This window comes from Ruegeria sp. A3M17, from assembly GCF_003318255.1.
GTDB lineage: Bacteria > Pseudomonadota > Alphaproteobacteria > Rhodobacterales > Rhodobacteraceae > Ruegeria.
The window spans coordinates 288,791-301,330 of the sequence record NZ_QOCF01000035.1 but is presented as its reverse complement, the minus strand read 5'-3'; the positions used below and the strand labels follow the sequence as shown (position 1 = coordinate 301,330).

The following is a 12,540-nucleotide window of genomic DNA, read 5'->3' as shown; positions in this document are numbered from 1 at the left end:
GGCCCGACCGCCTTGCCCTTTCAATCAGACCGTCGAACGGGGGCCGCCTTGAACACAAACGTCTTTGCGCCGTGGGAAGATCCACAGGCGAAACCATTGATCCAATTCCAGAATGTGACCAAGCGTTTTGGCGGATTCACGGCGATCGACACCCTGTCACTGGACATATTCGAACAGGAGTTCTTTGCTTTGCTCGGCCCATCCGGTTGCGGCAAAACGACCATGATGAGGATGCTGGCTGGGTTTGAAAAACCAACCGAAGGGCACATCATGCTGGGCGGGCAGGACATCGACCCGATCCCGCCAAACAAGCGGGCTGTGAACATGATGTTCCAGTCCTATGCGCTGTTTCCTCACCTCAGTATCTGGGAGAACATTGCCTTCGGTTTGCGCCGGGACAACATGCCCAAGCGGGATCTTGAAGACCGCGTGGAAGAGATGTTGCGCCTGACCCGGCTTGAGCAATTCGCCCGCCGCAAACCGCACCAGATTTCTGGTGGCCAACGGCAGAGGGTAGCGCTGGCACGGTCACTGGCCAAAGCGCCTAAACTGCTGTTGCTGGACGAACCCTTGGGTGCGCTGGACAAAAAACTGCGGCAGGACACTCAGTTCGAGCTGATGGATATTCAGGAAAAGACCGGCACCACCTTTGTGATCGTAACCCACGATCAGGAAGAGGCGATGACTGTCGCCAGCCGCGTCGCCGTGATGGATCAGGGCAAGCTGATGCAGGTATCGACGCCGGACAGGATTTATGAAAACCCGAACTCGGTCTATGTCGCTGACTTTATCGGGGATGTGAATATCATCGAAGGCCGGGCGACCGCGAACGGCGATGAAGCCTATCAGATCGACTGGGCCGAAGGGCAGTCGCCGCTGACGGCAACCTCGTCGACAGAATTTACAAACGGGCAAAGCTGCCATCTTGCGATCCGCCCCGAGAAAGTGACGATCTCGGCCGATCGCCCGGCGGATGCCATCAACGCGGTACAGGGCAAGGTGCTTGACATCGCCTATCTGGGCAACCTGTCCACCTACTACGTGGAACTGCCGAATGGCACGATCATCAAGGCGCAATCGGCCAACACGCGCCGAATCTCGCGCCGTTCGTTTACATGGGAAGACCCGGTCTGGCTGTCGTGGACGGCAACGGCTGCGGTTTTGTTGGCAAACTGATGCGCCGCGCCCTTCTGATCGCTGTTCCTTATGTCTGGCTGCTGGCCCTGTTTCTGATACCGTTTTTTATCGTTCTGAAGATTTCGCTGTCGGACGTCGAGCTGGCGATCCCGCCATATACGCCGACTCTGGATCTGTCGCAGGGTTGGGCTGGGATAACCGACTTTTTCAGCCAGCTGGATTTCGAAAACTTCGTCTGGCTGACCGAAGATGACCTTTACTGGAAAGCCTATCTGTCCAGCGTCAAGATCGCGTTGATTGCGACCGTTCTGACGTTGCTAGTGGGCTACCCGATGGCCTATGGGATGGCCCGCGCGCCAGCCGAATGGCGTCCGACGCTGATGATGCTGGTGATCCTGCCTTTCTGGACCTCGTTCCTGATCCGCGTTTACGCGTGGATGGGAATTCTCAGCAATGAAGGCTATCTGAACCAGATTCTGTTGTGGCTGGGCATCATTTCGACCCCGCTGACCATTTTGAACACCAACACAGCCGTCTACATCGGTATCGTCTATACCTATTTGCCCTTCATGATCCTGCCGATTTATTCGTCGTTGGAGCGCATGGATGAATCCCTGATCGAAGCAGCCGAAGATCTGGGCTGTTCCCGTCTGAAAGCGTTCTGGCTGGTGACTATACCGCTGTCGCGTCCCGGCATCATCGCCGGCTGTTTCCTGGTGATGATCCCGGTGATCGGTGAATTCGTGATCCCGTCGCTGTTGGGCGGGTCCAGCACGCTGATGATCGGCAAGGTGTTGTGGGAAGAGTTCTTCTCGAACCGCGATTGGCCGGTGGCCAGTGCCGTTGCCGTTGTGTTGTTGCTGATCCTCGTGATCCCGATTGTGCTGTTCCAGCGCAACCAGCAGAAACAGACGGAGGCCGAGCAATGAACAGGCTGAGTTGGTTCAACGCGGTGTCTCTGACACTGGGATTTGCGTTCCTTTACATCCCGATGGTCATCCTGATCATCTTCAGCTTCAACGAAAGCAAGCTGGTCACAGTATGGGCGGGGTTCTCGACCAAATGGTACGGCGAGCTTGCCCAGAACGAGGCATTTCTGAACGCGGCCTGGGTGACGATACGCGTTGCGGTGTTCTCATCCACATTGGCCACGGTTCTTGGCACCGCTGCCGCATATGTTCTGGTCCGTGGCGGGCGGTTTTTCGGCAGGACACTGTTTTCTGGTATGATTTACGCACCTCTGGTAATGCCCGAAGTGATCACCGGCCTGTCGCTGCTGCTGTTGTTTATCGGTATTGGACTGGATCGGGGCATTCTGACCATCGTTCTGGCCCATACGACCTTTTCGATGTGCTTTGTGTCGGTCGTCGTATCCTCGCGCCTCGTGACTTTTGACAAGTCGCTGGAAGAGGCCGCTTTGGATCTGGGATGTTCGCCAGCGCAGGCGTTCCGTCTTGTGACGCTGCCGATCATTGCGCCCGCAGTGATTTCAGGCTGGCTGCTGGCATTTACCCTATCGCTGGACGATCTGGTCATCGCGTCCTTTACCTCGGGCCCGTCGGCCACAACGCTGCCAATCAAGATCTTCTCGGCCGTGCGTCTGGGTGTCAGCCCCGAGATCAACGCGCTGTCCACCATCATGATTGCAGTTGTTACCGTGGGCGTCATAACCGCCTCGCTGGTGACGAAACGCGCAATGGTGCGGCAAAAGCAGGATGAACTTGCCGCTGCGCGCACCGAATGAAACGTCTTTTTCCGGACTATACCTATGGGCCTGGTCCCCGTCAGAACTGCTGGTGGGATCAGACAATTTCGGCACCTGATTGGCCGACCCATAAAGGTGATCTGAACGTTGACGTCGCAATCGTCGGAGGCGGCTTCACGGGGCTTTCGGCAGCCCTGCATCTGGCCGAGGCAGGTGTGAAAGTTGCGGTTCTTGAGGCCGCAACCCCGGGGTGGGGTGCCTCGGGTCGGAATGGAGGATTTTGCTGTCTCGGAGGGTCCAAGCTGAGCCATGGGTCTTTGGTCCGTGGGTTTGGTGCTGAGGCTGCACAGTCTTACGAACAAGCGGAAGAAGACGCTGTTCAGCTTGTCGCAGATTTGCTGGAACAGCATCAGATCGACGCCGATACCCATTCGAAAGGGGAAACCCAACTGGCCCATTCGGCACGGGCGATGGAAAAGCTACGTCGTAACGCAGAAGCATCAGGTGTCTTGCACGATTCTGATGACCTGCAGCGCCTGGGTCTGGGCGGTTCCTTTCATGGTGCCTATACAAATCCGGTTGGTTTCGCTCTTAACCCTCGAAAGTATCTGTTTGGCTTGGCAAGTGCCGCCAAGGCGCGGGGCGTACAGGTTTTCCAGAAATCGCCGGTTGAAACCATCAGTAAAACTCAGGCCGGGTTCGATATTGAATCCGGATCAGGTCACACCCGCGCCACGAATGTTCTGATTTGTACGAACGGATACTCCAGCGAGGATATGCCGCTCTGGTTGTCGGGACGCTACATGCCCACGCAATCCACGGTTCTGGTGACCCGGCCATTGTCAAACGCTGAGTTGCAAGCGCAAGGGTGGACTTCGAAGCAAATGTGTTATGACACCCGAAACCTGCTGCATTATTTCCGCCTGATGCCTGATCGGAGGTTCCTGTTCGGCATGCGCGGAGGGTTGTGGTCGTCCCCTCGGGCCGAGGCCTCCATTCGCCGGACAATGCGCCGGGACTTTCAGGACATGTTTCCGGAGTGGAAAGATGTGGATGTGACCCATATGTGGTCTGGAATGGTGTGCCTGTCGCGCAAGCTGACGCCTTATGTCGGGCCAGTTCCCGATCAACCCGGAATGTTTGCCGCCTTTGCCTATCACGGGAACGGCGTCGCCATGGGGACGTATTGCGGGCGCGCCCTTGCCCGCGTGGTTTTGGATAAACAGACTGAGTTGCCCGCGCCGATTGCACAGCGGCCGGGACGGTTTCCCCTTGGGTTCTGTCGGCGCGCCTTGATGCCGGCCGCCTATGCTGCGATGGCAATCGCGGATCGGCTATCGCTCTAAAGCGCGGCGATTTCCAGTTCGAGCGTTTGGGCATAATCCGCAGCCCCGTTTTCGATGCGCCACAAACAGTAGGCAGCCATGCGCCATGCATACCACGGGCGCAAATCCCGGTATCGCGCGACAGTTTCATCGTGACCATATGCTGCCAGAAACCGCTCTTCCTCGGTCACGCTCAGGGGTGCGCCCCGATAAAGCCGTTGCATGGCCGGGGACAGGAACATTGCAATGTCCTCGCACGGATCGCCCCAAGCCGGGCATTGCCAGTCGATCAGGGTTATGCCGGTCGGCGCGACAAGGATATTTCCGGCCACGGTATCGCCATGGATCAGGCATGTGTGTGTGGTCGCGGGCACATGGCCTTTTGGGCGCAGCTGCGCGAGCCGTGCTCGTGTATCAGAGGTGCAGACGCTGAGAATTCGTTCGGCATGTTCAGCCAGGTCCCGGCTGCCATTGCAGCCATCCGGCGCTTGGACCGAAACTTCAAGCCTGTGCAGTTCACGCAGCAAACCGGCGACACCTTCAGACCCTTCTTGCCACGGTGATCCCGGGGCATGATCGTAGAACACCCAATGGCCTGTATCATGTGTTCCGGTCGCCCGCAGGCGGGGAACAAATCCGGTGGGCTCAAGGGCGCGCAGGCATTGCGCTTCGAGTTCCGGGTCGTTGCGAAACAGCGGATTGCGCGGTGTTGCGCGATACAGCTTCAGAACCTTGTCACCGCTGCCACCCAGTACTTTCCAGACCTGATTTGTGCGCCCCCCATACAACGTCTGAAACTCTGCGCCGGGCTGAACTAAGCCTCGGGTACGCAGATCGTCGACCAGATCAGAAGGGGGGCGGGTTGGGGCAGGCAGGAGTGTCACCAATGCAGTTAGCGAGTCGAATCTGCCAAGGTTTGAACTGTCCTGCCCGGCAGATCAAGTTCCGGCTCTGACCCCGGTCACCGTCGTGGCGGCGACAACCTGCCTGCTTTCGAGGGTCAGCATAACCTGATTGTCCGTAACCTGTGCTTCGACAACCTCGCCATAGGTCTCTGCCACCTGTGTCGATAACAGTTCGTCGCTATCATAACTTTCCAGTGTGGCCGAGTAACTTCCCGCCGCCAGAGGCTGCCCATCGCTTCCCTGACCAGTCCAAACTGTTTTATCGTCGGTCGTGGAAACAGCCACACGATCGACAACGGCACCGTCACTGTCGCGGATGACTATGACCGCCTTGTCAGCCGCGGGTGCAGGTGTGGCAAACAGCGTCACGGGCTCGCCCTCATATTGGAAAGCCGAGGGTGCCCGCACATCCATCCCGATCCATTTGCCGAGTCTATCCAGATTTGCGCCACCCAGCGCCTGTCCAAGTATCGCCAACAAATCATTTGTCTGAACCTGTTGTTCGACCATCGAGAATTGCGCCAGTTGCGATGCATATTCCGAGGCATCCAAAGGTTTCAAAGGGTCCTGATTCTGGGCCTGTACGGTCAGCATCTGCAGGAATGTCTCGAAGTCTGAAGCCAGACCTGTTTGCTTTGGCGCGTCTTTGTATTGCGCTGTGGCTGACGGTTGGGCGTTGGGTTGGGTCGGGGTAATCAATTTCACAACCTCATGTCGATGCGGCCAACGGGGCCGGTTTTTGGAATGGGTGACGCGTTTGAAGAGGAATCGGTGAGTTGCGCGGTCTCAGCAGGCGATCCTTCCTGATGGCCGGCCTGGTTCTGGTCGGCGTCTTCGGATGTCCCGAGGTCAAATGACAGATCGCCTAAGCCAAAATTTTTGAACTCTTCCTCCAGCACCGCCAAATGACGCCGCATCATCTCCAGGGTTTCCGGGCGCTCGGCGGAAATTGTCAGATGCAATCCGTCATCGCGGCCGTTCAACATGATGGAAACCCGCCCCAGTTCTTCGGGGTTCAGCGCGATTTCAACGGAACCGGATTTTGGCTGAGCATTGATGACAGCGGCCATTTGCCCGGCAACGGCGCGCGCTGTCTCGGCTCGGGCTGTCTGAGCCATGACTTGCGCAGAAGATACCGAGTCCCGACCCGCCGAAACGGGCGAATCTGCCCTGAGGGGGTGAATGTCTTCCACCTCGTGAAATGCTGGCACGTCAGCCTGAGAACGGGTTTTTTCCGGCGCGAACATCTGCAATTGAGCGATGCTTGGTGCGCGATCCGGGTTGGTCGTTTGCGGTGGGGCAAGATTGCTTTGCGGCGGACGTTGCGTTTCACGCTGGTGCTGCGCTGGATGAACGGTCAGGTCTGCGGTCACTTTTGGGGATATGCCCACAGGTTGCAACACAGAAGTCGCGAGGTCCGCCTTTGCCCGCGTTGCTATTGGTTGTGACGCAGGACTCAAAACCGCGCTGTGCCGAAAATCCGGGGTGACTTTGCGCGATTCATTGATGCCTGCATCCAGTCCATCGACCGTGTTGGCCTGGCCGGTTTGTTCGGTTTCAGGCACTTTCGGACTGCGCGCGTCGGGTAACGCAGCTGACACGGGTGTTTCGGCGGGATCGCGTTTTGTGCTCACTTCAAGACGCGTGTCCAGAAGGGGTGTCCGCTCACTCTGGGTGGGATCAGCGGGCACTTCTGTATTTTCAAGCAAGACAGCCTCGTCCGTTTCAACGTCGACGTCCTGTTCAGGTTCAGCGCCTGTAAGAACGGCTGCTTCTTCCTTGTTCTCACCTTTGTGTTGATTGAGCACGGCCTCAAACGTCGCGCCGTTTTCATCCCCCTGCTCGGGATTGACCCCGTGGGGTTTGGCGGTTGCGGCCGACGAGGATGTCATCACTGAAAGAGGGTTGGGCATTTTGCTCCGACTCCGGTTGTGTGACCGGAAACCTGCCTGCAGGAAGTTACGTTTATTTTAACTGCTTTCGCTTTTGATCGAAAAAGTTCGATGTAATTTTTGGAGATAGCAATGAAGGTTTCCCCGCCTCTTTCCCCGTCTCACCCCCCCGCCTATTCCCAGAAATTGCGGGAGGCGGCGATTGAACTAGAGGCCGCGTTTCTGAGTGAGATGCTGAAATCCGCCGGGCTGGGCAAAGCGCGCCAATCCTTTGGCGGCGGTGCGGGTGAAGATCAGTTTGCCTCATTTCTTGTTCAGCATCAGGCCCGTGCGCTGGCCAGATCCGGTGGCGTTGGCCTGTCCGAAATCCTGTTCCAATCCATGATGGAGAAAAACGATGCCAAAGACGTCTGAATCCGACCTAGTAAAATCACTCGAAGACGTTCTTGAGCTTGAGCGAAACGCGCTGGTGCAGGGCGATCTGGATTGCCTGCATCATACGGCTCCGGAAAAGGAAAAGCTGATTGGTGCGATCAATGATCTTGACGTCCTTGATAGTGATGAGCTGATCCGCCTGCAAAGAAAGGTCGAGCGGAATCAGGCGTTGCTAAACAGCGCCGCCGAAGGGATTCGCGCTGTGGCCAACCGCATGGCCGAGTTGCGGCGCGTGCGGCAGGAATTCAGCACCTATGGTGCGGACGGGCAGCGCAGCGAATTTGCCGTCCGCCATCAAGCCAAGCTGGAAAAACGGGCATAGATACGGGTTTGATTCAAATCCGAGGTTTCTGACCTTCTCGCTTTAGCACTCCGTTAGGGGATCGACGTCAAAGGTGTTCGGGCACCTGGACAAATCAGGTGGCGCGAACAGCCCGACGGCGGATCGCACCGATCAGAAAGACGTCAAAGCCCGCACCAGTGGCGGGGTGAGCATGGGCGCAAAGGGCCCGAACGAAAAAGGAAGAAAGCTAATGTCCAGCATTCTGACAAACAATGGCGCCATGGTTGCGCTGCAAACTCTCAAGTCGGTCAACAAGGATCTTGGGGCAACGCGGAACGCGATCTCGACGGGTAAGGACGTTGCGACTGCGAAAGACAACTCGGCCGTCTGGGCGATTTCCAAGGTCATGGAGTCGGATGTCAAAGGCTTTAACGCGATCAAGGACAGCCTGGCCCTGGGTGAATCCACCGTGGCGGTTGCGCGCAACGCATCCGAAACGGTCACTGATCTGCTGTCTCAGATGAAAAGCAAGATCGTTGCGGCACAGGAAGACAATGTTGATCGCGACAAGATCAACGACGATGTCACCGCGTTGAAGGGCCAGATCAACTCGGTGGTGAACGCCGCGCAATTCAACGGTCTCAACCTGGTTAACGGTTCAGCCGGATCCGCTTCGATCCTCGCGTCCCTTGACCGGGACAATGCAGGCAACGTAACCGCGTCTTCCATCACTGTTGCGGGTCAGGACCTTTCGACCGGTGGGTACACGGCGGCACAGGTCTTTGACGGATCGACCGGCTCTTCCACCGGTAATGACCGCGTGGGTGCAACGATTGACAACGGTGCAACTTCGGCAGCGGCGCTGGTGACAGACGAATCCAGTGGCGCGTTTGCGGCTGGAGACAAAGTTGTCGTGGCGATCGACGATCAGGTCGTGTCCTACACGGTTTCCGCAACAGATGCGGCTGCCGCGACCACCGGTGATATTGTTGCCATAGGCCTGAAGGCGAAGATTGAAGAGCTGGGTATCTCGGGTCTGACGGTCGACTACGACTCGGGCACGGCAGGCACCTTGTCCGTTGCCAATGCGACCGGCACTGACATATCGTTCTCGGCTCAGTACGTGAACGCGGGTTCGGGCGGTCTTGGCGCGTTGACCGGCATTGATGTTTCGACCGGTGCCGGCGCAACGGCCGCGTTGGCCACAATCGAAACGCTGATTGACACATCGATCGACGCATCGGCCGCTTTCGGTTCTTCGCAGGGTCGGATCGAGACGCAGAAAGAGTTCATTTCGAACCTGGCGGACTCGTTCAAATCCGGGATCGGCGCCTTGGTCGATGCGGATATGGAAGAGACCTCGGCACGTCTGCAGGCTCTTCAGGTTCAGCAGCAGCTGGCCACCCAGTCGCTGTCGATTGCCAATCAGGCACCGCAATCGATTTTGTCTCTGTTCCGCTAAGTTCAGAACCATGGTCGGGGCGCGGTGACGCGCCCTGATTCTAACCGCCGAATGGCGGATTACTGGGAGGATTTCACGTGACACCGCAAGCCCTTGCACAACGAGCATATGCACAGACCGCCGCGCCAACGCGTACCCCGCGCGACACTGAATACGAAGCGATTTCGAAAATCACACGTAGGCTCAAGGCCGCCGCGGCCCGTCAGCAGTCCGATTTCGGCGCATTTGTGCAGGCTCTGCATGAAAACCGGCGCCTGTGGACCGTATTGGCCAGTGGTGTCACCGACTCTGACAATGCGCTGCCCAACGATCTGCGTGCGCGGATATTCTATCTGGCCGAGTTTACCGAACAGCACAGCAGTCAGGTACTTGGGAACAAAGCCTCGGTTGAACCTTTGTTAGAGATCAACATGGCAGTTCTGCGTGGCCTTCGCCAAATGGGGGCGACTTGATGGCGGGATTGGTTTTGAAATTGGCACCGAAAGAACGGGTTTTGATCAACGGCGTGGTCGTTGAAAATGGCGATCGGCGCAGTCGGTTTTCGATCATGACGCCCGAGGCGAACGTACTGCGCCTGCGGGATGCGATTCACCCGGATCAGGTAAATACGCCGGTTCGACGCGTCTGCTACGCCGCTCAGTTGGTGCTGTCTGGCGATATGGAACCTGATCAGGCCCGCCAACAATTGTTGCGGCGCGTCGAAGAGCTGAGCCAGGTCTTTAACGACGCCGATAGCCGCCGGGTTCTGTCCGAGGCAACCCAAGCACTGCTGGACCAGCAATTTTACAAATGCCTCAAGGCCCTGCGCGCGCTGCTGCCGCGCGAAGAGCGCCTGATGGCCTATCAGTAATGACTTTCCAGCCGGTCATACCCTCGGGCGGGATTGTCGGTTGGCGATTTTTGCAGCGCACCCATGATGCTCAGATCGACAGCTTTTCCTCATCCTCCGTCAATAAAAGGGACAGCGAGTACTTTCTGGAAAACATCAAAAAGGTCCAAACGGCAGAGGATTTGGTGTCCGACCGCCGGCTGTTGCAGGTCGCGCTTGGCGCCTTTGGGTTGGAGTCTGACCTGGATAATCGCTACTTCATCCAGAAAATCCTGTCCGACGGGACCAAGGCACAGGATGCGCTGTCCAACCGACTGTCCGACAAAAGGTATCGTCAGTTTTCCGAGGCGTTTGGGCTGGGGCCGGGCGAGGTACGCAAAACCGGGCTGATCACCAACATGGAGGACATTACCCGCGACAATGTCGTGTCGCGTTTTGAAATCGCGGTGGGCGAGTCAGATGAAACGATGCGTATCGCTTTGTATGCCCAGCATGCGCTAGGTGATCTGGCGCAAAAGGCGGGCAGCAAAGATACCAAGTGGTTCGATTTGATGAGCCTGCCACCGCTGCGGCGCATGATGGAAACGGCACTTGGGTTGCCGTCCAGCTTTGGCCAGTTGAACATCGACAGACAGTTGGTAGTATTCAAAGACAGGTTGTCAGGGTTGACCGGGTCCGACGACCTGACCCAGTTCAAGGATGAGGCCGTGGTCGGGCGACTGACAGATCAGTTCCTTGCCCGCAGTCAGATCGCCCAGCTTGAAAGCATCATTTCCCCGGCGCAGACCGCGCTTATTTTGCTCGGCGGGTGAGGCATGGAAACCCTTGGTCACGCGCCCGAACCTTGATCAGAAATCCCAACACTCAACGCTTTGAAACATGCAAACCGATCGCGGAAATCAAGCGTTCAGAACGGCATCCGCGGAAGTTCTGAGAGCGTATGACTCGACCGGTTGCGACACGTTATGCAGCTTGACGTCGCCAAGCGGCAAAGCGTTGGCGCAGGCAGGCAAAATATCGGCAGACACGACAATCCTGTGGTTTTTGGTTTTTCCGTATTCACCCAGACGCGCAGCGATATTCGCGGCTTGTCCGATCACGGTAAAGTCCAGCCGTTCGCGCGAGCCGACATTGCCGTAGGTCACGCGCCCATAGGCAACGCCGATAGAGCAATCGCAATGCGCATCGGATCCTGACTGGCGCAGCTCTCCCAGCTTTTCGACGATATCGATGGCGCTGCGCTGGGCATTATCGCGGGCAGCTTTTGCATCCTCGCCCGCTGGAAACACGGCAAGGACAGCGTCGCCTATGAACTTCAGGACCTCGCCGCCGTTTTCATGCACGATGCCAGAAACGGTTTCGAAAAAGTCGTTCAACAGGTTGATATACGCCTCGCGCCCAAGCTGTTCCTCAAGGCTGGTCGAATTGCGGAGGTCGCAGAACATGATGGCAGCATCGATTTCATCGCCGTCACCGCGCCGGATTTCACCCCCAAGAACACGCGCGCCCGAGCGTTTGCCGACATAAGTTTCGAGCAGGACCTGCGCGTTTTCGCGCTGCATAAAAACCTCATAGAACCGGGCGATGACCAGCGAACATTCGAACACCAGCCCAAGGTTTTCGGTCGTGAAACCGTCCGGGTGATCACAGGTCAGGGTCAGAACGTTGGTCCGCCCATCCGAGAACGGCAGCGGCATGGCGACATAGTCGGTTGCCCCTTTCTCCCGCAGGTCTTCCATGATCGGAAAGCTGTTGTGGGGGTTTTCGGCGTTCAACCGCTGACGCACACCGCCCAGCCCGTTCGACACATGGCGCAACGGGCTGTTGATGTACGCTGGGTGGTCGTGGATTTCATAGGTCGGAACATTGGTCGAGATCTCAGCCTCGTCTTTTTCCCAGATATAGTGTTTACCGGCGATCAAAGGGTGCAGGGACCATGTCAGAATGCTGAGGCGTTGAATGGCAATCCCGTGTTCCAGCATTTTCTCGGCCAGCGCTTTGGTGAACGCCTCAGGCGTGTTGTTTGCGGACGCCCCACGCATCAGCCAATCGATCAAGGGGCCGCTGATATTGCCGTCTTGGGGTTCCCGCAGCTGGTTGTCGCCCAAATCGATCCGGGAATAAGCATTGGGCAAAAAACCGATATGCCCCTGAATGGCAGCGCTTTCGGGGAGGGCTTCTTCGTAGGCCCAAACGGAATTGGCGAGCCGTTCGCCGCCAAGAATGACGTCGTGATAGGTTGCGGTGCCCTTGAAGGGGCAAAAAGTCTGCAGCTCGGTTTCGTCGCTGAGATCCACCAGCACGTCTTCGCGCGGAATGTAGATCGTCGGCGGCAGCCGTGTTTCGTACATGACTTTGGCGTTGCTGCTTTCGGCTAAAAGGGTCTGGTCCCGGTAAATCGCAATCTTACCATCTAACCGTTCGACCGAGATTCCATAGCCTTTTGGTCTTGCTGTGGCGTGGACGTTCATCTTCATCCTCCCTGGCGCGGGGTCCCTATAGGATGGGCCTTGTGAAGAGGTTTTCCAAGGGGCAGCCTCGGCATTTTTCTGCACGATAGCTGTGCG

The 12,540-nt window shown here is 57.3% G+C and carries 14 protein-coding genes; 10 read left to right on the top strand and 4 right to left on the bottom strand.

The features are described from left to right. The first annotated feature begins 48 nt into the window (after positions 1-48). Genes DS906_RS20005 through DS906_RS19990 form a run of 4 tightly spaced genes read left to right on the top strand, consistent with a single transcriptional unit; the run spans position 49 to position 4,188 of the window. A complete protein-coding gene (locus DS906_RS20005) occupies positions 49-1,176 on the top strand; it encodes an ABC transporter ATP-binding protein (protein WP_113791801.1) in 1,128 nt (375 codons plus the stop codon). Further along, entirely contained in the window at positions 1,176-2,066 is an 891-nt protein-coding gene (locus DS906_RS20000; RefSeq protein ID WP_113791870.1) for an ABC transporter permease subunit, read from the top strand. Before DS906_RS20005 ends, DS906_RS20000 begins: the two co-directional genes overlap by 1 nt. After that, positions 2,063-2,881 (top strand): ABC transporter permease, encoded by an 819-nt coding sequence (locus tag DS906_RS19995; protein WP_058272596.1) that lies wholly within the window; start codon positions 2,063-2,065, stop codon positions 2,879-2,881. Before DS906_RS20000 ends, DS906_RS19995 begins: the two co-directional genes overlap by 4 nt. Beyond that, positions 2,878-4,188 (top strand): FAD-binding oxidoreductase, encoded by a 1,311-nt coding sequence (locus DS906_RS19990; protein WP_113791800.1) that lies wholly within the window; start codon positions 2,878-2,880, stop codon positions 4,186-4,188. The genes DS906_RS19995 and DS906_RS19990 overlap by 4 nt, the downstream gene beginning before the upstream one ends. Here DS906_RS19990 and DS906_RS19985 read toward each other — a convergent pair. Genes DS906_RS19985 through DS906_RS19975 form a run of 3 tightly spaced genes read right to left on the bottom strand, consistent with a single transcriptional unit; the run spans position 4,185 to position 6,985 of the window. Continuing rightward, positions 4,185-5,051, bottom strand: a complete 867-nt coding sequence (locus DS906_RS19985; protein ID WP_233494851.1) for an aminoglycoside phosphotransferase family protein — start codon at positions 5,049-5,051, stop codon at positions 4,185-4,187. The genes DS906_RS19990 and DS906_RS19985 overlap by 4 nt on opposite strands. 54 nt (positions 5,052-5,105) lie before the next feature. Further along, positions 5,106-5,777, bottom strand: coding sequence for a flagellar hook capping FlgD N-terminal domain-containing protein (locus DS906_RS19980; protein WP_233494850.1), 672 nt, complete (start codon positions 5,775-5,777; stop codon positions 5,106-5,108). Further along, positions 5,774-6,985, bottom strand: a complete 1,212-nt coding sequence (locus DS906_RS19975) for a flagellar hook-length control protein FliK (protein WP_113791799.1) — start codon at positions 6,983-6,985, stop codon at positions 5,774-5,776. Before DS906_RS19975 ends, DS906_RS19980 begins: the two co-directional genes overlap by 4 nt. 111 nt (positions 6,986-7,096) lie before the next feature. Between DS906_RS19975 and DS906_RS19970 the strand changes: the two genes are divergently transcribed. From DS906_RS19970 to DS906_RS19945, 6 genes are all read left to right on the top strand, one after another. Then, a complete protein-coding gene (locus DS906_RS19970; RefSeq protein ID WP_113791798.1) occupies positions 7,097-7,378 on the top strand; it encodes a rod-binding protein in 282 nt (93 codons plus the stop codon). Continuing rightward, positions 7,362-7,721 carry a flagellar biosynthesis protein FlgN gene (locus DS906_RS19965; RefSeq protein WP_113791797.1) on the top strand — a complete coding sequence of 120 codons (360 nt, stop codon included), beginning with the start codon at positions 7,362-7,364 and terminating at the stop codon, positions 7,719-7,721. The genes DS906_RS19970 and DS906_RS19965 overlap by 17 nt, the downstream gene beginning before the upstream one ends. Before the next feature lie 211 nt (positions 7,722-7,932). Continuing rightward, positions 7,933-9,144 (top strand): flagellin, encoded by a 1,212-nt coding sequence (locus DS906_RS19960; protein ID WP_113791867.1) that lies wholly within the window; start codon positions 7,933-7,935, stop codon positions 9,142-9,144. Positions 9,145-9,221: 77 nt separating this feature from the next. Next, on the top strand, positions 9,222-9,596 hold the full coding sequence (gene flaF / locus DS906_RS19955; protein ID WP_113791796.1) for a flagellar biosynthesis regulator FlaF: 375 nt from the start codon (positions 9,222-9,224) through the stop codon (positions 9,594-9,596). After that, positions 9,596-9,994 (top strand): flagellar biosynthesis repressor FlbT, encoded by a 399-nt coding sequence (gene flbT, locus DS906_RS19950; RefSeq protein ID WP_113791795.1) that lies wholly within the window; start codon positions 9,596-9,598, stop codon positions 9,992-9,994. The genes flaF and flbT overlap by 1 nt, the downstream gene beginning before the upstream one ends. Next, complete coding sequence (locus DS906_RS19945) at positions 9,994-10,785, top strand: DUF1217 domain-containing protein (RefSeq protein ID WP_113791794.1); 792 nt, start codon at positions 9,994-9,996, stop codon at positions 10,783-10,785. The genes flbT and DS906_RS19945 overlap by 1 nt, the downstream gene beginning before the upstream one ends. Before the next feature lie 87 nt (positions 10,786-10,872). Here the strand turns inward: DS906_RS19945 and DS906_RS19940 are convergent, their stop codons facing one another. Then, a complete protein-coding gene (locus tag DS906_RS19940; protein WP_113791793.1) occupies positions 10,873-12,444 on the bottom strand; it encodes a DUF427 domain-containing protein in 1,572 nt (523 codons plus the stop codon). Positions 12,445-12,540 lie beyond the last annotated feature (96 nt).